Raw genomic sequence first — 24,348 nt, 5'->3', positions numbered from 1 at the left:
TCACATCCTGAAGACGCCGAAGCCTTCGGCGCCCTTCACTGGTCCATTGTGGATCACGGACAGGCTGAGCCCGAGCACCGTGCGGGTGTCGCGAGGATCGATGATCCCGTCGTCGTAGAGCATTCCGGAGAGGAACATCGGCATCGACTCGGCCTCGATCTGCCCCTCGACCATGGCGCGCATGGCGGCGTCGTGCTCCTCGTTGTAGTCCTGGCCGCGCGACGCGGCGGCGGCGCGGGCCACGATGGACAGCACGCCTGCCAGCTGTTGCGGCCCCATGACCGCGGATTTCGCGCTGGGCCAGGCGAAGAGGAACCGGGGATCGTAGGCGCGGCCGCACATGCCGTAATGCCCGGCTCCGTAGGAAGCGCCCATGAGCACCGACAGATGCGGGACCTTCGAGTTCGACACGGCGTTGATCATCATCGCGCCGTGCTTGATGATGCCGCTCTGCTCGTATTCCTTGCCGACCATGTAGCCGGTGGTGTTGTGCAGGAAGACCAGCGGCGTGTCGATCTGGTTGGCCAGCTGGATGAACTGCGCCGCCTTCTGCGACTCCTCGCCGAAGAGCACGCCTTGGGCGTTGGCGAGGACGCCGACCGGGTAGCCGTGGATGCTCGCCCAGCCGGTGGCGAGACTGCTGCCGTACAAGGGTTTGAACTCGTCGAAGTCCGAACCGTCGGCGACCCTGGCGATCACCTCGCGCGGGTCGAACGGCACCTTGAGGTCGGTGGGCACGATGCCGAGCAGGTCTTCGGCGGAGTACAGCGGCTCGGCGTAGTCCGGCTTCGGCGTCGGCCCCTGCTTGGTCCAGTTGAGCCGTTTGACGATGCTGCGCCCGAGCCGGATCGCGTCCTCTTCGTCCGCCGCGAGGTAGTCGGCGAGACCCGAGGTGCGGGCGTGCATTTCGGCGCCGCCGAGCGATTCGTCGTCGGACTCCTCACCGGTGGCCATCTTGACCAGCGGCGGCCCGCCGAGGAACACCTTCGCGCGTTCCTTGACCATCACGACGTAGTCCGACATGCCGGGCAGGTACGCGCCGCCCGCGGTCGAGTTGCCGAACACCAGCGCGATCGTGGGCACCTTCGCCGCCGAAGACCGCGTGATGTCGCGGAAGATCCGGCCGCCGGGGATGAAGATCTCCTTCTGCGTCGGCAGATCCGCACCGCCGGACTCGACGAGGTTGATCACCGGCAGGCGGTTCTGCGCGGCGATGTCCGCGGCGCGATAACTCTTCTTGGCCGTCCACGGATTGCTCGCCCCGCCTTTGACCGTGGGGTCGCTCGCCGAGATCATGCATTCGACGCCTTCGACGACGCCGATGCCGGTGATCACGCTGGCGCCGACCTGGTAGTCCGAACCCCAGGCCGCCAGCGGTGACAGTTCCAGGAACGGCGAGTCCTCGTCGAGGAGGAGTTCGATCCGCTCACGGGCGAGCAGCTTGCCTCGTTTGCGATGCCGGGTGACGTACTTCTCGCCGCCACCCGCGATCGCCTTCGCCTGCTCGCCGTCGATCTCGGCGAGCTTGCCGAGCATGGACTCGCGGTTGGCCGCGAACTCCTCGCTCCGGCTGTCCACTGTGGACCTGATCGTGCTCATGCGGTGTATCCCAATCGCTTCGCGGCCAAGCCGGTGAGGATCTCGTTGGTCCCGCCACCGATGCCGAGGATGCGCACGTCACGGTAGTGACGCTCCACTTCGGACTCCCGCATGTAGCCGAGTCCGCCGTGCAGTTGCACGGCCTCGTTGACCACCCATTCGGCGGTCTCGACGGCGGTGTTCTTCGCGAAACAGGCTTCGGCGATGACCTCTTCGCCCGCGACGTGCCGCTGGGCGACCTGCCGGGTGTAGGCGCGGGCGACGTCGATCTTGCGGGCCATCTCGGTGAGCTTGTGCTGCACCAGCTGCCGGGAGATCAGCGGGCGGCCGAACGTCTCCCGCAGACGGCACCAGTCCAGGGTCAGGTCGAGCGCCCGCTGCGCGTGCGCGTAACCCTGCACCGCCAGCGAGACCCGCTCGGTGACGAACTGCGTGGCGACCTGCGCGAATCCGCTGTTCTCGGCGCCGATCAGGTTCTCCGCGGGCACCCGGACGTCCACATAGGACAGCTCGGCGGTGTCCGAGCAGAGCCAGCCCATCTTCTCCAGCTTGCGGGAGATGGTGAAGCCCGGCGTACCGCGTTCGACCACGATGAGCGAGAGGCCGTGGGCGCCGGATTCCCCGGTGCGGACGACGGTGGTCACGAAGTCGGCGCGGCAGCCCGAGGTGATGAAGGTCTTGGCGCCGTTGATGACGTATTCATCGCCTTCACGGACGGCCGTGGTGCGGATCCCGGCGACGTCCGAACCGCCGTCGGGTTCGGTGACCGCGAGCGAGCCGATCTTGGCGCCTTCCAGCGTCGGCCGGACCCAGCGTTCGATCTGCACCGGATCCCCGGCCGCCGCGATGTGCGGGACGGCGATTCCGCAGGTGAACAGCGACGCGAAGAGTCCACCGGAACCGCCGGCGTAATGCAGTTCCTCGGCGATGACGACGGCGTCGAGGTATTCGCCGCCCCCGCCGCCGACCTCTTCGGGGAAACCGACGCCGAGCAGCCCGAGTTCGCCCGCCTTGCGATGCAGGTCGCGCGGCAGTTCGCCCTCGCGCTCCCAGTCGTCGAGATGCGGCAGGATCTCGGCTTCGGCGAACCGCCGGACGGTCTTGCGCAGCTCGGCGCGTTCCGGCGTGGAGAAGGGGTCGGTCACAGGAGAGCCTCCGGGATGTCGATCTCGCGGGAGCGCAGCCATTCCCCGAGTGCCTTCGCCTGCGGGTCGAACCGCGCCTGCGACGCGACGCCCTCGCCGAGGATGCCTTCGACGACGAAGTTGAGCGCCCGCAGGTTCGGCAGGAGATGCCGCCGGACCTCGAGGTCCGCGGTCTCCGGGAGCAGCAGTTTGAACTCGGTGACGGTGAGCCGGTGCGCGAGCCAGCGCCACGCCTCGTCCGAACGAGCCCAGACGCCGACGTTCGCGTTGCCGCCCTTGTCACCGCTGCGGGCGCCGATCACCTTGCCCAGCGGTGCCCGCCGGACCTCGGCCTGCGTGAACGGGGCGGGCAGCTGCTCATTGTCCACTTCGGAAAGAGGCAGCGTTTCGGCGGCGGGCGCGATGTCGCGACGTGTTCCGTCCGGCAGCACGGCGACGTGCGGAACCTCTCGCGCGTCGACGAAAGCGGCCCGGTAGACGCCGTAGGGCGACGCCGCCGACGGCGGTGCGGTGACATGGAAACCGGGATAGCTGGCCAAGGCCAGCTCGATCGCCGCTCCGCTGAAGGCACGTCCGGCGACCTCCGGGTCCGAGTCCTTCACCGCGACGTGCAGCAACGCGCTCGCCTGCTGCTCGGTTTCGGCGTCGGGCCGGTCGGTGCGGGCCAGCGTCCACCGGACGTCGGCGGGCGGCCGTGCCTTGAGCGCGCCTTCGAGTTGTTCCTTGACCAGCGCGGCTTTCGCTTCGACGTCGAGTCCGGTGAGGACGAACGTCGTCTCGTTGCGGAAGCCGCCGAGACCGTTCAGGCAGACCTTGAGCGTCGGCGGCGGCGGTTCGCCGGTGACGCCGCTGATCCGGACCCGGTCCTGGCCGTCGTCGGCGAGCGTCAGGGTGTCGAACCGCGTCGTGACGTCCGGCCCGGCGTAACGAGCGCCGGTGATCTCGTAGAGCAGTTGCGCGGTAACGGTTCCGGCGTTCACGATGCCGCCGGTGCCGGGGTGCTTGGTGATCACGCTGGAGCCGTCGGCGGAGATCTCGGCGATCGGGAAGCCCGGGACGCCGATCTCGTGTTCGGTGAAGAAGGCGTAGTTGCCGCCGGTGGCCTGCGTGCCGCATTCGATCACGTGCCCGGCCGCGACCGCGCCCGCCAGCGCGTCGTAGTCGTCGCGCGCCCAGCCGAAGTGCGCGGCCGCGGGGCCGACGATCACCGAGGCGTCGGTGACGCGCCCGGTCACCACGATGTCGGCGCCCGCGTTCAGGCATTCCGCGATCCCCCACGCGCCGAGGTAGGCGTTGGCGGTCAACGTCTTGCCGAAGCCGAACTCTTCCGCGCGCTGGATCAGGTCGTCGCCCTCGACGTGCGCGATCGCGACGTCGACGCCGAGTTTCGCGGCCAGTTCGCGAAGCGCGTCCGCGAGTCCGGCGGGGTTCAGCCCGCCGGCGTTGGCGACGATCTTGACGCCCTTTTCCTTGGCCAGCGCGAGGTTGGCCTCCATCTGGCGGAGGAACGTCTTGGCGTAGCCGCGGTTCGGGTCCTTCATCCGGTCGCGCCCGAGGATGAGCATGGTCAGCTCGGCCAGGTAGTCGCCGGTCAGCACGTCGAGCGGGCCGTCGGTGAGCATCTCGTGCACGGCGGAGAAGCGGTCGCCGTAGAACCCGGACGCGTTGCCGATCCTGATGAGCCCCGTCATGCGAACTGCCCCGGCTGCCGTCCGGCGCCGGGAGGCCCGGCGAAGGCCTGCGCGATCCCGAGCCATTCTTCGACGTCGGCGCCGGTGGCGACCAGGTCGGTGTCGTCGGGATGACGGCGCTGCGTGATGACGAGACAGAAGTCGACCGCGCTCCCGGTGAGCCGCTGCCCGGCGTCCTCGGGCCCGAAGGCCCAGGTGGTGCCGTCCGGCGCGGCCAGCTCGACGCGGAATTCCTCGGCGGGCGGGGCGAGCGAGTTGAGCTTGTAGGCGAAGTCGCGGGTGCGGGTCCCGAACCGGGCGATGTGCCAGATCCTGGCCGAGTTCTCACGCGTGAGGCCGAGCGCGTCGAAGATGTCCTGGCCGTGCGCCCAGGTCTCCATGAGGCGCGCGGTCACCATGGACGCGGCGCTCATCGGCGGCCCGTACCAGGGGATCTTCTGCCCGCTGGGCACCGCGGCGAGCGCTTCGGCGAGTTCCGCGCGGCCGGCGCGCCATGCGGCCAGCAGCTGCCGCGGCGGCGTTTCCGCGCCCTCCGCCGCGCCGTCATCGACGTAGCTCTCCCCGGTCGCGAGGAGCCCCTCGATCTCGGCCTGCCACTCGGCCTCGGAGCCGCGCGCCGCGATCAGCGCCTTGTCGTCCGTCCAGGCCAGATGAGCGATCTGATGGGCGATCGTCCAGCCTTCGGCCGGGGTCTGCCGCGCCCAGTCCGACGCGGGCAGATCCGCCACCACGTCGTCGATGGCCTGCGATTCCGCCGCGAGATCCCCAAGGATCACGCCCAGGTCAGCCATGCCCGCCTCCTCGCGTCTCGTCCCAGGCTGGCACCCTCCGCAAGAAAAATCAAGCACGCCTGATTGTTTTGCTCGCGCGTGAAGAGGCTTCAGCACGCTGCCGCCGTCGGCCCCCAGGCCAGGGTGTCACTGACTGTGTGGATTTTGGTGCGTTGGACGCACAGAAATCCACACGGTCCGCGTGACCGGTCCGGTCGCGAAGGGGTGTGTGGAAGTAGGGACGTCGAACGTCCCTACTTCCACACACCTCTCACCATGAGTGACACCGCACGCTTGCCCGAATCGCCACTCACGACCAACCCGACCCACCGCTCGTCAGGGCCGCTCGAACTCCCGGATCAGCACCGGGTACTGCTCCCCGCCGTGCCCGGCCGCGATCGCGCGGTCGGCCATCGCCTTGATCAGCTTCGGGAGTTCGGCGTTCACCCCCAGCGCCTCGCTCTCCTCCACCATGTGCGCCATCGCCCGCGCGTCGGTCTCCAACGCCGACACCTCCGCGGGGAAGGCGCCCTTGTCGACCTGCTCCGCGTATCCGGGCAGCCAACCGGCCACCCCGGCGGCGATCTGTTGCGCGAACGGCGCGTACGTCGCGGCGTCGACACCGGCGGTCTTGAGCATCGCGGTGCCCTGGAGCCACGCGTTCAGGACGCTCCACATCATCGTCAGGCCCGCGACGTCGTACAGGGACGCGAGCCCGGGGTCCTCGCCGAGGTGGCTGACCGTGCCGAGCGCGCCGAGGTCGAAGTCCGGCCGCGGCCCGCTCAGCAGGATCACCGCCTCGGCGGTCCCGATCGACGACGGGATGGCCATGATCGCGCCGTCCAGGTAGCGGGCGCCGCGTTTTTCGGCCCAGGCGGCGGTTTCCCGCGCTTGAGCGGAGTCGCCGGAGGTCAGGTTGACCAGGGTCGCGCCCTCCAGCGCGGCGTCGTCGAGCAGGTCAAGGACGGCGGGATAGTCGGTGAGGCACACGATCGTCACGCCGCCGGCCTCGAGCGCGTCGCCCACGGTCGGGGCGAGCCGGGCGCCGTCGGCGACGAGGGATTCGGCCTTCGTGGCCGTCCGGTTCCACACGGTCGTGGGATGTCCGGCCGCGAGGAACGCGCGGGCGAGCGCGGTCCCCATCAGGCCGAGGCCGAGAACTGTCACAGGTGCGGTGGTTTCGCTGTTCATGGCAGCATCGTCGACGTTGAGACCGGTATGAAGGTCAAGGGGAAAGCATGAAAATCGGGGAACTGGGCCGCCGCACGGGCGTCAACACCCATCAGTTGCGTTACTACGAAGCGCAAGGACTCCTGGAAGCGGAGCGCGGCACGAACGGCTACCGCGAGTACGACGAGAACGCCGTCCTACGGGTGAAGCAGATCCGGCATCTGCTCGCCGCGGGCCTGTCGTCCGAGGACATCGCGTACCTGCTGCCCTGCGCGATCGGCGAGGAGCCCGAGCTGATCGGCTGCCCCGAGTTGCTCGCCGCGATGCGCGTGCGGCTCACCAGGCTCGACGAACAGCTCGCCAGGATCGCGCGATCCCGCGACGCGCTCGCCGGGTACATCGAAGCGGCCGAACAAACCGGAAAGAAGACCTACGAGCTCTTCGCCTGAGCCTTATTGACACCTTGTCAACGGAGCCTTACTTTCACGTCATGAGCGCGTACGCCGAAATCACCTACGAGGTCGCCGACCGCATCGCGACTGTCACGCTCAACCGGCCGGAAGCCCGCAACGGCTACACCATCCGCATGGCCGACGAGCTCGGCGACGCGATGGACCGGGCCGACCGCGACGAAGACGTCCGGGTGGTGATCCTGACCGGCAACGGCAAGGACTTCTCGGTGGGCGCGGACCTCACGCAGGGCGGTTTCGACTTCGACCCGGAGACCGGGCCGGACGCGGCGTGGCAGGAGCCGGCGGGACGCTGCTCGAAACGGATCTTCACGATGAACAAGCCGGTGATCGCCGCCCTGCGGGGCGCGGCCGTCGGCGGCGGCGTCACGATCACGCTGTCGTGCGACTACCGCCTGGCGTCCACCGACTCCCGGTTCGGCTTCGTGTTCGTCCGCCGCGGCATCTACCCCGAAGGCGCGTCGGCGTGGTTCCTCCCCCGGCTCGTCGGGATGGGCACGGCACTCGACTGGATGATCAGCGGCCGCGTTTTCGGCGTCGAGGAAGCGAAAAGCGCCGGTCTGGTCCACAGTGTCCACGAGCCAGGGGAAGTGCTCGGCAAGGCCCGCGAACTGGCGCTGGAGATCGCCAAGACCACGTCACCGGTTTCGGTCGCGGTGACCCGCCAGCTGCTGTACCGGATGGCGAGCGCCGAATCACCGTTCCCCGTGCACGAACTGGACTCGCGGCTGATCGGCGGCCTGGGCTCGAGCCCGGACGCCGTCGAAGGAGTCGTGTCCTTCCTCCAGAAACGACCACCGGAGTTCTCCATGCGCGTCGACACCGACCAGCCCGACTACCTGCCGTGGCGGAACGCGTGACCGCCTATCCCCCGGAGCCGTGGAACCTGGCGGGCCAGGCCTATCTGTCGGTCTGGCGTGTCCCGGTGAGCGACCTGCCCGCGCTGCCCGACGGCGTCGAACCGGTCGTGGCGGCCGGCCGCGCGCAGGTGTTCACCGCCTGGATCGACTACCAGGAACCCGGACAGCTCCAGTATCACGAGCTGCTGGCGACGGTCGCGGTCCGCGGCGAACGCCTCTCCAGCTCCATCACGGACATCTGGGTCGACAGCGAGGTCTCGCTCGCCGGCGGCCGCGCGCTGTGGGGCATCCCCAAGGACCTCGCCGCGCTCGACTTCACCCACGGGCGGACGTTCACCGCCTCGGCGGCCACCCAGGAGGACTGGATCGCGACGGCCGCCTTCACCACCCGCCCGAGCCTTCCGATCCGGATGCCCGCGGCCTTCGACGTCGTCCAGATGTTGGACGGCCGTCTCAAAAGAAGCCCCGTCCGGGCGAAGGCGCGGCCGTGCCCGGCGGCCGCGGATTGGCGGCTCAACGAGCACGGACCGCTGGGCTTCCTGGCCGGTCAGCGGCCCGTCCTGAGCGCCCGCCTGCGCGATTTCACGATCGTTTTCGGCGGCTGACCAGCAGCCCAGCGTGATCGTCTAACCCGCCAGGGTGAGACCACGACACGCCACCCATTGGGGCACGTGCAGCCTCCGACCCCTACATGTAGTCTCTGGGAACCGGCACCGCCCAGCGACGGGGAGACCGCTCGGGAGCGGTTGTCGGACAGCTTTGTGAACGTGCAGCGCACGGCCTTGTGAGGCCTTGTGGTGCTTCGACGCGCCCTTTTGGAGACATGCATGTCAGTCGATACCGGTCAGCGGCCACCTTCGTCTTCGGACACCACGCCCGCGACCGTGCGAGTCATCCGGCGGGACGGCAGCGTGTCCCCCTTCGACGCGAACAAGATCTCGGTCGCCGTGACCAAGGCCTTCCTCGCCGTCGAGGGCGGTGACGCGGCCGCCTCGTCGCGGATCCACCACCTGGTCAAGGAATTGACCGAGCAGATCGAGACCACCCTGCTCCGCCACGCCGGCCCCGAGACCGCGCTGCACATCGAGCAGATCCAGGACATCGTCGAGCTCGCGCTGATGCGCGGCGAGCACCACAAGGTCGCCCGCGCGTACGTCCTCTACCGCGACGAGCGCGCGAAGGCCCGCGAGTCCGAGAAGCCCGCGTCGTCCGACGTCGCCATCAGCGTCAAGGCGGCAGACGGTTCGCTCCGCCCGCTCGACTGGGCCCGCGTCTCGCACGTGGTCGGCGAGGCCGTCGCCGGACTCGACGACGTCTCGGCCGAGCCGGTGCTGGCCGAGGCCAAGCGCAACCTCTACGACGGCATCAGCGCCGACGAGCTCGCCCTCGCCCAGATCATGGCCGCGCGCGTGCTCGTCGAGCAGGAGCCGAACTACTCCTACGTCAGCGCCCGGCTGCTGGCGGACAAGCTCCGCGGCGAGGCGCTCAGCTACCTCGCGGGCGTGCCGCAGCAGGCCAGCCAGGACGAGATGACCACCCGGTACCCGCAGTACTTCCGGGACTACCTCAAGCGCGCCATCGAGCTGGAGCTGGTCAACCCGGAGCTGCAGACCTTCGACCTGGACAAGATCACCGCGGCCATCCACGCCGAGCGTGACCTCGACTTCGGCTTCCTGGGCCTGCAGACCCTGTACGACCGGTACTTCCAGCACCACAACGGCGTCCGCTTCGAGCTGCCGCAGGCGTTCTTCATGCGCGTCGCGATGGGTCTGGCGATCCGCGAGGACGACCGTGAGGCCCGCGCGATCGAGTTCTACGAGCTGCTCTCGTCGTTCCACTTCATGGCGTCCACCCCGACGCTGTTCAACTCGGGCACCACGCGCCCGCAGCTGTCGTCCTGCTTCCTGACCACCGTCGACGACGACCTGGACTCGATCTTCCAGGCGTACAAGAACAACGCGCTGCTGGCGAAGTACTCGGGCGGTCTCGGCAACGACTGGACCCCGGTCCGCGGCCTCGGCGCGCACATCAAGGGCACCAACGGCCAGTCGCAGGGTGTCGTGCCGTTCCTCAAGATCGCCAACGACACCGCCGTCGCGGTGAACCAGGGCGGCAAGCGCAAGGGCGCGGCCTGCGCGTACCTCGAGACCTGGCACGTGGACATCGAGGAATTCCTCGACCTGCGCAAGAACACCGGTGACGACCGTCGTCGTACGCACGACATGAACACCGCGAACTGGGTGCCGGACGAGTTCCTCCGCCGGGTCGAGGCAGACGCGCAGTGGACGCTGTTCTCGCCGAACGAGACCCCGGACCTGCACGACCTCTACGGCACCGCGTTCGCCGAGCGCTACCGCGAGTACGAGGCCGCCGCCGAACGCGGTGAGCTGAAGGTGTTCCGCAAGGTCCGCGCGATCGACCTGTGGCGCCGCATGCTGACCATGCTGTTCGAGACCGGCCACCCGTGGATCACCTTCAAGGACCCGTGCAACCTGCGCTCGCCGCAGCAGCACGTGGGTGTCGTGCACTCGTCCAACCTGTGCACCGAGATCACCCTGAACACCACCACCGACGAGGTCGCGGTCTGCAACCTCGGCTCGGTGAACCTGCTCAAGCACGTCACCCCCGAGGGCATCGACGCGAAGCGCCTCGAGAAGACCGTGCGCACCGCTGTCCGCATGCTCGACAACGTGATCGACATCAACTTCTACACCATCCCGGAAGCACGCCGCTCCAACCTGCGGCACCGCCCGATCGGGCTGGGCCTGATGGGCTTCCAGGACGCGCTGTTCGAGATCGGTGTCCCGCTGTCCTCGGAAGAGGCCGTCCAGTTCGCGGACACCAGCATGGAGCACATCAGCTACTACGCGATCTCGGCGTCGACCGACCTCGCCGAGGAACGCGGCCAGTACCAGACGTTCGAGGGTTCCTTGTGGAGCAAGGGAATCCTGCCGATCGACTCGATGCAGCTGCTGATCGACGCCCGCCAGGGCGACGCGCTCGACGTCGACACCTCGTCCACTTTGGACTGGGCGCCGCTGCGCGAGCGGGTCAAGACCGTCGGCATGCGCAACTCCAACGTGATGGCGATCGCGCCGACCGCGACGATCTCCAACATCGTGGGCGTCGGGCAGTCGATCGAGCCGCTGTTCCAGAACCTGTTCGTCAAGTCGAACATGTCCGGTGACTTCACCGTGGTGAACCCGCACCTGGTCCGCTCGCTCAAGGAGCGCGGGCTGTGGGACGAGGTCATGGTCTCGGACCTGAAGTACTTCGACGGCAGCCTCGGCCAGATCGACCGCGTGCCGGACGACCTGAAGGCGCTGTACGCGACCGCGTTCGAAATCGAGTCGAAGTGGCTCGTGGACGCAGGTTCACGTCGTCAGAAGTGGATCGACCAGGCGCAGTCGCTGAACCTGTACATCGCGGCGCCCAGCGGCCGCAAGCTCGACGAGCTGTACCGCTACGCCTGGCACAAGGGCCTCAAGACCACGTACTACCTGCGGGCGCGGTCCGCGACGCACGTGGAGAAGAGCACCCTGCGCGGCACCGACGGCAAGCTGAACGCGGTCTCGGCCACCCCGGCCCCGGCTCCTGCCGCGTCGCCCGCGCCGTCGGCCACCGCCGCGGTCTCGCCGTCTCCGTCCGCCGCCGTCCCGGCCGTGCCGGTGACCGCCCCGGCCGCCAAGCCGGAGCCCAAGGAGATGCCGCAGGTCTCGGACGTCGACTTCGTCGCCACCGACGGTGCCGCCTGCCGGATCGACGACCCCGACTGCGAAGCCTGCCAGTGACCTCCGGTCGTGAGTGGCGATTCGGGTTCTGACCCGAATCGCCACTCACGACCACCCCAACTCTCAAAGTGAGCCGCTCTATGACCACCTTTGACGCTTCCACCGACGCCACCGGCCTCGGTGAGATCGAAGTCGGCGCCGCCCGCATCAACGTCGACGACAAGCGGATGATCAACGCCCGCGCCGACGTCAACCAGCTGCTGCCGATGAAGTACACCTGGGCGTGGGAGAAGTACCTCGCCGGCTGCAACAACCACTGGATGCCGACCGAGGTCGCCATGCAGGCCGACATCGCGCTGTGGAAGTCGCCCGACGGTCTCACCGAGGACGAGCGCACCATGCTCAAGCGCAACCTCGGCTTCTTCGCCACCGCGGAATCGCTGGTGGCCAACAACATCGTGCTCGCGGTGTACCGCCAGATCACCAACCCCGAATGCCGCCAGTACCTGCTGCGCCAGGCGTTCGAGGAGGCCGTGCACACGCACACCTTCCAGTACATCTGCGAGAGCCTCGGCCTGGTCGAGGGCGAGCTGTTCAACATGTACCGCGAAGTCCCCTCCATCTCGGAGAAGGACGCGTGGGCGCTGAAGTACACGCAGAACCTGGAGAACCCGGACTTCGAGACCGGCACCCCCGAAGCCGACCAGAACTTCCTGCGTGACCTGGTCGCGTTCTACGTGATCTTCGAGGGCATGTGGTTCTACACCGGCTTCGCGCAGATCCTCTCGCTCGGCCGCCGGAACAAGATGATCGGTATCGCCGAGCAGTACCAGTACATCCTGCGCGACGAGTCGATCCACCTGAACTTCGGCATCGACTGCATCAACCAGATCAAGATCGAGAACCCGCACCTGTGGACCGAAGAGTTCCAGGCGGAGATCCGCGGCATGCTGACCGAGGCCTGTGAGCTCGAGGTCGCCTACGCCCGCGACACCATGCCGCGCGGCATGCTCGGGCTGTCGGCCGAGCTGATCGAGCAGTACATGCACTTCATCACCGACCGGCGGGCGCAGCAGATCGGTCTCCAGCCGATCTTCGGCGAGACGGAGAACCCGTTCCCGTGGATGTCGGAGGCGATGGACCTCAAGAAGGAGAAGAACTTCTTCGAGACCCGCGTCATCGAGTACCAGTCCGGTGGCGCCCTCGACTGGGACTGACAGTCCGCAGCAGTACATGAAGGCCCCCTTCCTTGCGCCTAGGTACAGGAAGGGGGCCTTCATGTACTTCAGGCCCGGGCGAAGTACGGTTCCGCCGCCTCCAGGCGCGGTACCGAGACGCCCAACCGCCGCGCTTCGGCCAGGGTGTCCCGGCAGACCTCACGTGGCTCCTCGGCGTCGGGGTCGGAGTGCGCCGTGACACTCACGCGCGCCACGGCGACATGAGCGGTCAGCCATGCGAGCACGCCGGCCGTCAGCCAGGTGGGCGCCCGGAACGGCAGCACTCCGACCCGGTGACGTCGCAGGTCGAGGCCGCGTGCCTCGAGAAGCGGCAGCAGCTCGCGGGCGGTCAGCAACCCCTCGCGCAGGCCGCCCGCCGACCCGGCCAGCTTGGACAGGGAGCCCAGCCGCAGGCCCTGCGAGAGGAGGCCGGCGTCCGACGCGAAATGGACCCACAACCAGCCGCGGAAGTCGGGCCGCTCCTTGATCCGGAGCCCGGCCTCGCGAAACGCCTGCCGCACGGCCCGCTCCCGATCATTCGGGGGCCGGTCGAGAGTGCCGAAGATGACCGACGGCATCAGCATCCCGCGGAGCACGCCGTCCGCGCCGAAACCGCCACCGGCCTGAGGAAAACCCCAGGCGACCCGGTCGAGAGGCAGTGGGTCGACCGCGTCCGTCGGCTCGGTCCAGATGTTGCCGAAGACCAGCACCGTCGCCTCGCCGACACGCGGGGCCAGGAAGTCCGCCGCCTCCGCGAGGCGGTGGTGCGACACGCTGAGCACGATCAAGTCGAAATCGTGGTCCGGCTCCAGCGTCTCGCGAAGGCGCACCGGCCATTTCTCGACGACGCGCTGCCCCCACACCCGGCGCCGCGTGTCGAGCAGGTCGAGGTCCACCGCGTCCCCGTACTCCGCCGCGCGGCCCGGCCGGACGTAGAACTCGACGTCATGTCCCGCTCGTCGCAGGGCCCAGCCGTAGATGGTGGCGATCACGCCGCGGCCGAACATCAGGATCTTCAAGGTGCACCTCACGGGGTACGATCGATTTGGAGATTATCTCCACTTTCGAAAATATGGAGATGATCTCCACTTGTCAACGCGAGGGAGCGCATGACCGCCGACAAGCCGTTACGGGCCGACGCCCGGCGCAAGCGCGACGCCCTCCTCGCCAAGGCCAGGGAGTTCTTCGACGCCGGATGCTTCTTCGACCTGCGTTTCGATGACTTCGCCCGGCTGGCGGGCGTGGGCACCGGCACGCTGTACCGCCACTTCCCCACCCGGGAGGCGCTGGCCGAGGCGGTCTACCACGGGGAAGTCGCCGCGCTGTGCGACCGCGCCCGGCATCTGGAGGCGACGCTGCCCGCGGCGGAGGCTCTGTCGACCTTCCTTCGCGACATGGTCGACCACATAGCCGCCCATGCGGGCCTGGCCCGGACGCTGGCCACGATCATGGCCGATCGTTCGAGCACCCTCGCCGAGGGCAGCCGAGCGCTGGAAGAGGCCGTCACCGCCCTGGTGGCCGCCGCCGTACGGGACGGCGCCGTTCGCGACGACGTGGACGCCGGCGCCGTGATGATGGCGCTGCACGGCATCGGCGCGGCCCATGACCGCCCCGGTTGGCGGACCGAGGCCGACGGTGTCGTCACCCTCCTGCTGGACGGGCTGCGCCGCCAGCGGTGACAGACTTTTCTCACATTCGGGCGCCCCTGTAGCGGGCCTGAGTACGCTCCGGAGTGCTACTGGTTCGCCCGGCCCTCCAGGCCGGTCGAGGTAACAGGGAACCCGGTGAGAATCCGGGACTGCCCCGCAGCGGTATGTGGGAACGAAAGCCGTCACCGTGCGAGACACGGTAAAGCACTGGGTATGGCACCCGGGAAGCGACGGCCGGTAGGAGCGAGCGCGTCGCCCACGAGTCCGAAGACCTGCCCGTGGTACGCGCGCCGACGGCGTGCGTGAGTCCGGGCCTCGTGGGATGGGCACGACCGAACGACGGTCACTCCTGCGCGCGCTCCGGGCTCCGACGACAAGCTCGCGAGGAGAGAGCTGTGACCGAAATCGGCACGACAGTGCTGGGCTATCCCCGGATCGGACCGGACCGGGAACTCAAGCGTTCGCTCGAACGCTACTGGGCGGGCAAGATCGACGAGGCCGAACTGCTGGACACCGGCCGCGCGCTGCGGACCCGAACCTGGCGGGACCTCAAGGAGGCGGGGCTGGATTCCGTCCCGTCCAACACGTTCTCCCACTACGACCAGGTGCTCGACACCACCGAGCTGTTCGGCGCGCTGCCGGAGCGCTTCACGACGCTCGGTCTTTCGCCGCTCGACACCTACTTCGCCGCCGCACGCGGGGTGCAGGACGCGCCGGCGATGGAGATGACGAAGTGGTTCGACACGAACTACCACTACATCGTCCCCGAACTGGGCCCGGACACGGCGTTCTCGCTCACCGGCACCAAACCGCTGGACGAGTACCGCGAGGCCCGCGCGATCGGCGTCGAGACCCGGCCGGTGCTCGTGGGCCCGGTGACGTTCCTGCTGCTCGCGAAGGCGGCCGAGGGCGCCCCAGAAGGCTTCCGACCGCTGGACCTGCTCGACAACCTCCTCGACGGCTACGTCGAACTGCTGCGGCGCCTGCACGACGAAGGCGTCGAATGGGTCCAGTTCGACGAGCCCGCGTTCGCGGGAGACCGCACCGAGCAGGAACTGAACGCACTCATCCGCGCCTACCACCGCCTCGCGAAAGCGACCGCGCGGCCGAAGATCCTGGTCGCCGGGTACTTCGGCGGTCTCGGTCGTGGCCTGGGCGTGCTCGCCCGCTCCCCGATCGACGCGGTCGCCGTCGACCTCGTCACCGACGAGTCCTTTGTGGACGCTGTCGTGGCCGAGCCCGCCTTGCGCGACAAAGAGGTCCTGGCCGGGATCGTGGACGGGCGCAACGTCTGGCGCACCGACCCGGCCCGCGCGCTCGGCCGGGCGGCGACGCTGCTCGGCACCGCGAAGTCGGTCAGCGTCTCGACGTCCTGCTCGCTGCTGCACGTGCCCTATGACGTCGAGCGGGAGGACGGGCTCCACCCGCGGCTGAAGGGCTGGCTCGCCTTCGCCAAACAGAAGGTCGACGAGGTCGTCCTGCTCGGGCGCGCGTTGAAGGAGGACGGCGTCGACCTGTCCGTCGCCCGCGCCGCGGCCGGCGACCGTGCCACGGCCGCCGACCTGGCCGACGCGAGCGTGCGTGCCCGGTTGGAAGCGCTGCGGCCGGAGGACACCGTCCGCTCCCCCTACGCCCGGCGCGCGGCGGCGCAACAGGCCGCGCTGAACCTGCCGCCGCTGCCGAGCACGACGATCGGCTCGTTCCCGCAGACCACCGAGGTCCGCAAGGCGCGGGCCGCGCACAAGGCGGGTTCGCTGGACGACGCGGGCTACGAGGCCGCGATGAAGGCGGAGATCGAGCACGTCGTCCGGTTGCAGGAGGACCTCGGCCTGGACGTGCTGGTGCACGGTGAACCCGAGCGCAACGACATGGTGCAGTACTTCGCCGAACGGCTCGCCGGATTCGCCGCGACCGACTTCGGCTGGGTGCAGTCCTACGGTTCGCGGTGCGTGCGGCCGCCGATCCTGTACGGCGACGTCTCGCGTCCGGAGCCGATGACCGTCGAGTGGGCGCGCTACGCGCAGAGCCTGACCGGCAAGCCCGTCAAGGGAATGCTGACCGGTCCGGTGACGATCCTGGCGTGGTCGTTCGTCCGCGACGACCAGCCGCTGGGCGAGACCGCCCGCCAGGTGGCGCTGGCCATCCGCGACGAGGTGCACGACCTGCAGGAGGCGGGCATCCGCGTCATCCAGGTCGACGAGCCCGCGCTGCGGGAACTGCTCCCCCTGCGTGCCGCGGCGCACGAGGCGTACTTCGCCTGGGCGGTTTCGTCGTTCCGCCTGGCGACGTCCGGCATCTCCGACGCGACGCAGATCCACACGCACATGTGCTATTCGGAGTTCGGCGAGGTGGTCAAGGCGATCGACGCGCTCGACGCCGACGTCACCAGCATCGAGGCCGCGCGGTCGAAGATGGAGGTCGTCACCGATCTCGGCGCGGCGGGCTTCGGCCGCGGTGTCGGGCCCGGCGTGTACGACATCCACTCGCCGCGCGTCCCCGGCGTCGACGAGGTCAGCGGGCTGCTGCGGACCGCCGTCGGCGCCGTGCCCGCCGAGCGGATCTGGGTCAACCCGGACTGCGGTCTGAAGACCCGTGGCTACGCCGAAGTCGAACCCGCCCTGCGGAACCTGGTCGAGGCCGCTCAGACGGTCCGGGCCGAGCTGGGCTGACAAGTACATGAAGGCCCCCTTCCTTGCGCCTAGGTACAGGAAGGGGGCCTTCATGTACCTCCGCCCGAGGTATTGTCAGGACGTCAACAAGGGTGCGATGGTGGAGCGGTAGCCGGTCTCAACGGGGAGATGGTCACCATGGCGAACGCCGTCGAAAAGGTCACCGGAGCGCTGCGCGAGCGGGTTCCGCCGCTCACCTCGATCCCCCTGCCGCGTTCGGTCGACCAGCGCTGGCTCGGCGCGACCTGGCCGGTCCGCGAACTCGCGCCCGCCCCGCCGGGCCTCAAACCCGTCCTCGGCGACGAAGGCCCGCCGGTCATCGGGCACGCGCTGGACTTCATGCGCTTCGGCATCGAGTTCGGCCTCAAACGCTACGAGACCTACGGCCCGGTGTCGTGGATGGGCGCGTTCGGCCGCCGCATCGTCGCCCTCTCCGGCCCGGAGGCCACGCAGATCGCGTTGGTGAACAAGGACAAGGCCTTCTCCCAGGAGGGCTGGAAGTTCTTCATCGAGCGGTTCTTCGACCGCGGCCTGATGCTGCTCGATTTCGGCGAGCACCATCTGCACCGCCGGATCATGCAGGCGGCGTTCACCCGGCAGCGGCTCACCGGTTACGTCGATCAGATGGGACCCGCCCTGCGTGACGGCATCGCCGCTTGGGCGGACCGGCCGAACCCGCGAATCTACTGGTCCCTCAAGCAACTCACGCTCGACGTCGCGACGCGCGTGTTCATGGGCATGCGGTCCGGCGACGACGCGGCCGCGATCAACCGCGCGTTCGTGAACTCCGTGCGCGCGGGCACGGCCATCGTGCGGCTCCCCGTTCCCGGCGGCCGCTGGGCGGCGGGTTTGCACGGCCGCAAGGTGCTCGAACGCTACTTCTCGGCGAACCTGCCCGCGAAACGGGCGAGCGACGGCGACGACCTCTTCACCGCCCTGTGCCACGCCACCACCGAGGACGGCGACCGCTTCACCGACGCCGACGTCGTCAACCACATGATCTTCCTGATGATGGCGGCGCACGACACGTCGACGATCACCAGCGCCGCCGCCGTCTACCACCTCGCCAAGAACCCCGAATGGCAGGAACGCGCGCGCCAGGAATCCCTCGCGCTTGGCGACGACGTGCCGGACATCGAAGCGCTGGAGTCCCTGACGACGTTGGACCTGGTGATCAAGGAATCCCTGCGGCTGGTGGCCCCGGTTCCTTCCCTGGCAAGGAAAACCGTGAAGGACACCGAGGTCCTCGGGCATTTCGTCCCCGAAGGGACGCTGGTCGGGGTTTCGCCCACCGTCAACCATTTCGCGCCGGAGTGCTGGACCGATCCGATGCGTTTCGATCCGGACCGCTTCGGCGAGGAGCGCCGCGAGGACAAGTCGCACCGCTACGCGTGGATGCCGTTCGGCGGTGGCGCGCACAAGTGCATCGGCCTGCATTTCGGGACGTTCGAAGTGAAAGCGCTGCTCCACGAGATGCTGCGGGCGTATCGATGGTCGGTCCCGGAGGGCTACACCGCGCGCTGGGACTACGTCTCCTTGCCCGTTCCCGCGGACGGCCTGCCGGTCCGGTTGACGGCACGCTGACGCTCGGTCAACGAACAACCACTATCGAGTACTCTTGGTAACTTCCGGTCACCACTCGTGTAGTAGCGATCACCCTTTCAGCCGGTAGACACCCCGGATCGCGCATGATGCCGTGGCACTACACCCGGTCGGCTCATACCTAGTGTGGGCCCATGGGCTCGGACACCCGGTCTGAGCTGGCCATAATCCGCGCATGAAGAGGTGAAGTGTGCCCGAGCCTGGTTCCGCGCCAGGGTTGGTGGACGTCGCTCGGAGATGGGCCGCGACGCTCGCTGACACTAAAGGAGTATCGCTTCCCCAGGAGCAACTCGAAGAGTTCCTGCTCGGCGTCGCCCAGGACGCCGTCCGGACCGAGCCCGACCACGGGTCCGCCCGGGAGCGCTTCTCCAAGCTCTATTCCGCCTCTCCCATCGGGATCGCGCTGGCCGACACCGACGGGAAGATCGTCGAGGCGAACACCGCGCTCGGCAAACTCCTCGGCTGCCGTCCCTCGGCGCTGCGCGGACGGCACATCCCCGACCTCGGCTCCTCCGACCACGACGTCACCCGGCTGCGGAACGGACTCTCCCAGCTCATGACGCTCGGCCAGCCGACCCAGCAGGAACGCCTGCTGCTGGACCACAGCGAGGAAGGCACGATCTGGGTCGACGCGACCCTCACCGACCTTCCCGGCGACCGGCCCGGGTCGACCTACCCGGTGCTGATGGTCGCCGACGCCAACGAGATCCACCTGCTCCAGGAGCAGTTGCTGCACCAGAACGTGCACGACGCGCTGACCGGCCTGCCGAACGCCACCGCGTTCGGCAACGCGCTGGAGACCGCGCTGGCCGGGACCGGCGGCGAGCAGGTCGCGCTCGTCTACCTCGACGTCGACGGTTTCAAGGTGATCAACGACGGCCTCGGCGCCGGCGTCGGCGATCAGGTGCTGCGCGGGGTCGCGAACAAGCTCAAGTCCGTGTTCACCGGCAGGCACAACGGTTCCGTCGCCCGGCTGTCCGGCGACGGGTTCGCCGTCCTGCTGCGCGGCGAGTTCACGTCGCTCCAGGTGATCGCCTTGGTCGAGCAGGCCCTGGAGGAACTGGTCGAGCCGATCTACCTCGGCGGGCACGGCATCGGAGTCAGCGCGAGCGCCGGCATCGTCGTCCGTCCGGTCGCCGACGGCGGATCCGAAGACCTGCTCCGGGCCGCGGAGATCGCCCTGCACCGCGCCAAGGAGGCGGGCAAGGCGCAGTGGATGCTGTTCGACCCGGAACTCGACGCGCGTGACCGCGGCCGCTACCAGCTCGGCGCGGTCATCGCGGGCGCGCTGGAGAACGGTGAGTTCTCGCTGATCTACCAGCCGACGGTGAAGCTCGCGAATCCGGACCAGCTGGCCGCGGTCAACGCCGGGCTGCGCTGGACCCATCCGGAGAAGGGCGAACTGGACTCCGACGAGTTCTATCCGCTGGCGCAGATCACCGGGATGACCATCCCGCTCGGCCGGTGGCTGCTGGCGGAATCGCTCGCCGCCACCGCGCGCTGGCGGAGCCGGTTCGGCGACGCGGCCCCGGACGTCTGCGTGCGGCTGCCGAATCGGCTGGCCATCGACCCCGATCTGGTGCTGCTGGTCAAGGAACAGCTCGACCGGCACAGCCTGCCCGCGCACGCGCTTCGGCTGTGCACCGACCGCGAGTCCGTGCTCGACCCCCGCGGCGAGGTGCTGGACTCCTTCGCCGTACTGGCCGAGCTGGGCGCCCAGCTCGTGCTGACCATCTCCGGTTCGGCAGATCTGGAGCTGATCCCCCAGCACCGTCTGCCGGTCCGCCACGTGATCCTCTCCGGCGCGGTGATCGACGCGCTGGCCGACGGCGAGGACGACGCCGACGTCCGCCACCTGTGCCAGCTCGTCTCCAGGGCCAAGGAGCTGAAGCTGCGCATCGGCGCGGAAGGCGTCCGCAGCCACGAACAGGCCGAGCGGCTGCGGCGGCACGGCGTGCTAGCGGCGCGCGGCTCGTTCGTCGCCGATTCCGCGACCGGGGACGAGGTCGACGAGCTCATCGAACGGCACGCCCACTGACGTGGCAGGATCCCGGCATGGACCAAGGTGACCTCGCTCCGGACTTCACGCTGCCCGACGACAAGGGCGAGGAGCGCACGCTGTCGGACTTCCTCTCGTCCGGCCCGGTCGTGCTGTTCTTCTACCCCGCCGCGATGACCAGCGGCTGCACCGCCGAGAGCTGCCATTTCCGCGACCTGGCCGCGGAATTCGCCGAAGTCGGCGCGCACCGCGTCGGCATCAGCCCGGACGCCGTCGCCAAACAGCAGGAGTTCTCGGCCAAACACGGCTTCGACTACCCCCTGCTGTCCGATGTGGACGGTGTGGTGGCCAAACAGTTCGGTGTCTGGCGCAAATTCAGCCCGCTGCACGCCAAGCGGCACACGTTCGTCATCGACACCGACCGCAAGGTGCTCGAAGTGATCAAGAGCGAACTGAAGTTCACCGTGCACGCCGACAAGGCACTCGCGGCCCTGCGCGAGCGCAAGACTAAGGACGCTTGAGCCGCCAGATCCGGTTGACGCCCGAGCAGGCCGGGGCGAGCGGTGGTGCGGCGGCCTCGTCGCCGGTCACCGTGAACCCCAGCCGCGCGGGCACGGCGCCGCTCGCGACGTTGTTCTCGTCGTGCCGGATCTCGACCTCCGGCGCGCCGAGGCGGAAGGCCTCGTCGGCCAGCAGCCTGGCGGCCCTCGTCACCAGACCGCGGCCGGTGTGGTGGCGGCTGAGCCAGTAGCCGATCTCGATCCGGTCGGGATGGGTGATCATGCCCGTGCCGCCCACGACCTCGCCGTCGGCGAAGATCGCGAAGTCGTAGGTCTTGCCGTCGACCCAGTTCTTCGCGGTGTGCTCGAGGAATTCGATCGCCTCTTGGCGGCCGTAGCCGTCGGTGGCCCAGATCATCCAGGCGCCGAGATGCGCCGCGGAATCCCCCGCGACGGCGGCCAGGGTTTCGAGCTGCTCCGGCTTCCAGCGGCGCAGCACGACGACGTCGTCGGCGAGGGTTTCGGCAGGTGCTTCCATCGGCCCATGGTGACGGACGGCCAGGCGGAACGCCTCCGGTTTTCGGGGCGGCCGGCCAGCCACGCGGAAGTGCGAGCTCGGTACAGGTGGTCGTGAGTGGTAAGTGACGTTAGAACGTCACTTACCACTCACGACCCACCCGACCACCGCCTCACCGCCGGCTGGGATCAGGACAGGATGACGCTGTCCGGGACCTCCGTGTCGTTCTTCAGCGCGTCGAAGAGCAGCTTCGACTTCGTCTTGTCCCAGTTCTCCGCCGAACCGTTGGTCACCGGCACCGTCGTGGTGACGACGCCGCCCGACGAGATCCCGCGCATCGCCAGCGCGAGCCCCACCAGGTTGTGCACGTGGTCGCCGGTGTCCATGGTCAGCGCGTCGGGCGCGGTCGACAGCAGTGGGAAGAGCGAGAACGGGTTCAGCAGCGTGCCGGGGCTGCCGATCTCGCTGACCAGCGCGCCGATGAACTTCCGCTGGTTGGCGACGCGGTCGAGGTCCGACCGCGGGGTGGCCGCGCTGTGCCGCATGCGGACGAACCCGAGCGCCTGCGGGCCCTGGAGGTCCTGGCAACCGGGTTCGATCTTGATCCCGGTCATGGTGTCCTCCATCGGCTTCTCCACGCACATGTGGACCCCGCCGATCGCGTCGACGATCTTGGCGAACCCGCCGAAGCCGATCTCGGCGTAGTGGTCGATCCGCAGGCCGGTGGCACCCTCGACGGTCTGCGCGAGCAGTGTCGGGCCCCCGATCGCGAACGCGGAGTTGATCTTGTTCTTGCCGTGGCCCGGGATGGCCACCTGCGAGTCGCGGGGCAGGCTCAGCAGCGTCGGCTTGGTGCTGTTGGCCGGGACGTGCGCGACCATGATGGTGTCGGTCCGTTTGCCACCGGCCTCGTTGCCGGAACCGGTGACCAGTTTCTCCTGCTCCTCGGGGGTCAGCCCGTCCCGGCTGTCGGAGCCCACGATCAGCCAGTTGGTGCCCTCGGCGGCGACGGGACGGCCGGAGTAGTCGGCCAGCGCGTCGACGCGGTTGATGGAGAACTCCAGGTACACCCACACACCGGCGAGGAAGACCACGAACACGGTCAGCAACGTGAGCAGCACCTTGCCGAAGCCCCACCGCTTACGTCGACGAGGTGGCCGCGCGTCGTCCATCGGGCGGCCGGGAGGAGGCCCCGGACGGCGCGGCGGCGGGCCCGCGGGGCGTTCGTCGCCCCGGGGACCCATCGGCCGCGTCCGCTCGTCGTACGGGCTGCTCCCCCGGCCCGGCAGCGGCATCATCTGCGCGGGCTGATGCCGCCGGGGGCGGCCGGACGGCGGCCGTTGTGGCGGCATCGGTCGCCCTCGGTCGTCGCCTCCATACGTCATGCCGAATCACCCGTCCCGATTTCGCGTGTAGGGCCCAGTCAATCGCAGACCCTAGGTGAAGGACGTGCGGCACCCCGCATCGGTTGGGTGGCGTTCACTGTCCGTTTTCGGCGAATCCGAACTGGTGGACCTTGAGATACCCCGAGCGGAACCCCGCTTCGGAGTACGCCAGGTAGAACTCCCACATCCGTTTGAAGACGTCGTCGAAGCCCAGTTCGGTGATTTCGTCCCACCGCTGGGTGAACCGCTCCCGCCATAACCGCAGCGTGCGGGCGTAGTCCAGGCCGAACTCCCGCACCCCTTGCAGTCTCAGCCGCGCGTGCTCCAGCAGCCCCTGCTCCACCGACGTGGTCGACGGGATGAGCCCGCCGGGGAAGATGTACTTGTGCACCCAGGTGTACGACCGGGCCGCGGCGAGCATGCGTTCGTGGTCCATGGTGATGGCCTGGAGCCCGAGCCTGCCGCCCGGCTTCAGCCGTTTCCCGATGGTCTCGTAGAACGTGGGCCAGTAGGACTCGCCGACGGCCTCGATCATCTCGACGCTGACCACGGCGTCGTACTGGCCGGTGGAGTCGCGGTAGTCGCACAGCCGGACGTCGACCCGGTCGGCGAAGCCCGCCGCCGCGATGCGCTCGGTCGCCAGCTTCGCCTGTTCCCCGGAGATGGTCAGTGACGTGACCGTGGCCCCGCGCGCGGCGGCGCGGATCGCGAGTTCGCCCCAGCCGGTGCCGATCTCGAGCACCGTGCTGCCTTCGCGCACCCCGGCGTAGTCGAGGACGCTGTCGATCTTGCGGTGCTGGGCGGTGGTGAGATCGTCGTCCGGGCCGAACAACGCCGACGAGTACATCATCGACGGGTCGAGGAAGGCGCCGAACAGATCGTTGGACAGGTCGTAGTGGCGGTGGATGTTCGCCCGCGACCCCTCGATGGTGTTCTCCTCGTCCGCGGGGTGGCCGCGGTCGACGAACCGGCGGAACCGTTGCAGCAGCGGCGGAATGAGCGTCGCCATCCGCTCCGCGAACGGGGTCAGCACCTCGGCGAGCGCGTCGCTCGTCCAGTCGCCGACCATGTAGGCCTCGCCGAACCCGATCTTCGCGTCCACGCCGAGGCGGTGGAAGAAGGCGGCGGGCCGGTTGAGCCGCATTTCGGGCGCGTCCGGGCCGCCGGCGCCCAGGTGTGAACCGTCGGGCATGCGCACACGGACGTTCAGCGGGCGCACCGCCTGCCGGAACAACTGCTCGGCGATCCGCGCCCGGAACGGGGAATGCGGCGGGGTGGCCAGTCCCGGCCACCGGGTTTCGTCAGGGGCGGGCAGGTCGGCCGGACCTGCCGTCCGATCAACGCTCGACGTGGACATAGGTGCTCCCTCCCACC

General features: G+C 68.9%; 19 protein-coding genes and 1 riboswitch. Of the genes, 10 read left to right on the top strand and 9 right to left on the bottom strand.

All coding sequences use genetic code 11. From position 1 onward, the window contains the following. The 5 genes from B0293_RS22985 to B0293_RS22965 all read right to left on the bottom strand — a co-directional run bounded on the left by B0293_RS22985 (position 1) and on the right by B0293_RS22965 (position 6,396). Entirely contained in the window at positions 1-1,599 is a 1,599-nt protein-coding gene (locus B0293_RS22985; protein WP_005152118.1) for an acyl-CoA carboxylase subunit beta, read from the bottom strand. Then, the gene (locus B0293_RS22980) at positions 1,596-2,744 is read right to left on the bottom strand and encodes an acyl-CoA dehydrogenase family protein (RefSeq protein WP_005152120.1); all 1,149 of its coding nucleotides are present in this window, start codon (positions 2,742-2,744) and stop codon (positions 1,596-1,598) included. The genes B0293_RS22985 and B0293_RS22980 overlap by 4 nt, the downstream gene beginning before the upstream one ends. Further along, a complete protein-coding gene (locus B0293_RS22975) occupies positions 2,741-4,435 on the bottom strand; it encodes an acyclic terpene utilization AtuA family protein (RefSeq protein ID WP_005152122.1) in 1,695 nt (564 codons plus the stop codon). The genes B0293_RS22980 and B0293_RS22975 overlap by 4 nt, the downstream gene beginning before the upstream one ends. Further along, positions 4,432-5,226 (bottom strand): TIGR03084 family metal-binding protein, encoded by a 795-nt coding sequence (locus tag B0293_RS22970; protein WP_005152128.1) that lies wholly within the window; start codon positions 5,224-5,226, stop codon positions 4,432-4,434. Before B0293_RS22970 ends, B0293_RS22975 begins: the two co-directional genes overlap by 4 nt. Positions 5,227-5,541: 315 nt before the next feature. Then, a complete protein-coding gene (locus B0293_RS22965; RefSeq protein ID WP_005152129.1) occupies positions 5,542-6,396 on the bottom strand; it encodes an NAD(P)-dependent oxidoreductase in 855 nt (284 codons plus the stop codon). 47 nt (positions 6,397-6,443) lie between these two features. Here B0293_RS22965 and B0293_RS22960 point away from each other — a divergent pair, with 47 nt between their 5' ends. From B0293_RS22960 to B0293_RS22940, 5 genes are all read left to right on the top strand, one after another. After that, the gene (locus B0293_RS22960; RefSeq protein WP_005152130.1) at positions 6,444-6,824 is read left to right on the top strand and encodes a MerR family transcriptional regulator; all 381 of its coding nucleotides are present in this window, start codon (positions 6,444-6,446) and stop codon (positions 6,822-6,824) included. 41 nt (positions 6,825-6,865) lie between these two features. Then, on the top strand, positions 6,866-7,705 hold the full coding sequence (locus B0293_RS22955) for an enoyl-CoA hydratase-related protein (RefSeq protein ID WP_005152138.1): 840 nt from the start codon (positions 6,866-6,868) through the stop codon (positions 7,703-7,705). Then, positions 7,702-8,310 carry an acetoacetate decarboxylase family protein gene (locus tag B0293_RS22950; RefSeq protein WP_005152139.1) on the top strand — a complete coding sequence of 203 codons (609 nt, stop codon included), beginning with the start codon at positions 7,702-7,704 and terminating at the stop codon, positions 8,308-8,310. Before B0293_RS22955 ends, B0293_RS22950 begins: the two co-directional genes overlap by 4 nt. A 222-nt stretch (positions 8,311-8,532) precedes the next feature. Next, positions 8,533-11,496, top strand: coding sequence for a ribonucleoside-diphosphate reductase subunit alpha (locus B0293_RS22945; protein WP_005152141.1), 2,964 nt, complete (start codon positions 8,533-8,535; stop codon positions 11,494-11,496). Positions 11,497-11,564: 68 nt separating this feature from the next. Further along, a complete protein-coding gene (locus tag B0293_RS22940; RefSeq protein ID WP_280617719.1) occupies positions 11,565-12,653 on the top strand; it encodes a ribonucleotide-diphosphate reductase subunit beta in 1,089 nt (362 codons plus the stop codon). 68 nt (positions 12,654-12,721) lie between these two features. Here the strand turns inward: B0293_RS22940 and B0293_RS22935 are convergent, their stop codons facing one another. Further along, on the bottom strand, positions 12,722-13,672 hold the full coding sequence (locus tag B0293_RS22935) for a ketopantoate reductase family protein (RefSeq protein ID WP_005152144.1): 951 nt from the start codon (positions 13,670-13,672) through the stop codon (positions 12,722-12,724). A gap of 90 nt (positions 13,673-13,762) precedes the next feature. Here B0293_RS22935 and B0293_RS22930 point away from each other — a divergent pair, with 90 nt between their 5' ends. From B0293_RS22930 to B0293_RS22910, 5 genes are all read left to right on the top strand, one after another. Continuing rightward, positions 13,763-14,332 (top strand): TetR/AcrR family transcriptional regulator, encoded by a 570-nt coding sequence (locus B0293_RS22930; RefSeq protein WP_005152148.1) that lies wholly within the window; start codon positions 13,763-13,765, stop codon positions 14,330-14,332. A 43-nt stretch (positions 14,333-14,375) separates the two neighbouring features. Beyond that, a riboswitch (cobalamin riboswitch) is annotated at positions 14,376-14,596 on the top strand. Between the two features lie 101 nt (positions 14,597-14,697). Continuing rightward, positions 14,698-16,971, top strand: coding sequence for a 5-methyltetrahydropteroyltriglutamate--homocysteine S-methyltransferase (gene metE, locus B0293_RS22925; RefSeq protein WP_005152152.1), 2,274 nt, complete (start codon positions 14,698-14,700; stop codon positions 16,969-16,971). A 138-nt stretch (positions 16,972-17,109) separates the two neighbouring features. Beyond that, positions 17,110-18,555, top strand: a complete 1,446-nt coding sequence (locus B0293_RS22920) for a cytochrome P450 (protein WP_005152154.1) — start codon at positions 17,110-17,112, stop codon at positions 18,553-18,555. A 208-nt stretch (positions 18,556-18,763) separates the two neighbouring features. After that, a complete protein-coding gene (locus B0293_RS22915) occupies positions 18,764-20,611 on the top strand; it encodes a putative bifunctional diguanylate cyclase/phosphodiesterase (protein WP_245191855.1) in 1,848 nt (615 codons plus the stop codon). Positions 20,612-20,628: 17 nt separating this feature from the next. Beyond that, positions 20,629-21,093 (top strand): peroxiredoxin, encoded by a 465-nt coding sequence (locus B0293_RS22910; RefSeq protein ID WP_005152159.1) that lies wholly within the window; start codon positions 20,629-20,631, stop codon positions 21,091-21,093. Here the strand turns inward: B0293_RS22910 and B0293_RS22905 are convergent. From B0293_RS22905 to B0293_RS22895, 3 genes are all read right to left on the bottom strand, one after another. After that, positions 21,080-21,610, bottom strand: a complete 531-nt coding sequence (locus B0293_RS22905; RefSeq protein ID WP_005152161.1) for a GNAT family N-acetyltransferase — start codon at positions 21,608-21,610, stop codon at positions 21,080-21,082. The two genes, B0293_RS22910 and B0293_RS22905, sit on opposite strands and share 14 nt — an antisense overlap. Before the next feature lie 167 nt (positions 21,611-21,777). After that, the gene (locus B0293_RS22900; protein ID WP_005152163.1) at positions 21,778-22,941 is read right to left on the bottom strand and encodes an LCP family protein; all 1,164 of its coding nucleotides are present in this window, start codon (positions 22,939-22,941) and stop codon (positions 21,778-21,780) included. 127 nt (positions 22,942-23,068) lie between these two features. Continuing rightward, entirely contained in the window at positions 23,069-24,331 is a 1,263-nt protein-coding gene (locus B0293_RS22895; RefSeq protein ID WP_005152164.1) for an SAM-dependent methyltransferase, read from the bottom strand. Positions 24,332-24,348: the final 17 nt, after the last annotated feature.

It is taken from the genome of Amycolatopsis azurea DSM 43854 (assembly GCF_001995215.1).
Taxonomy (GTDB): Bacteria; Actinomycetota; Actinomycetes; order Mycobacteriales; family Pseudonocardiaceae; genus Amycolatopsis; species Amycolatopsis azurea.
This window is presented reverse-complemented; position numbering and strand designations above follow the sequence as displayed.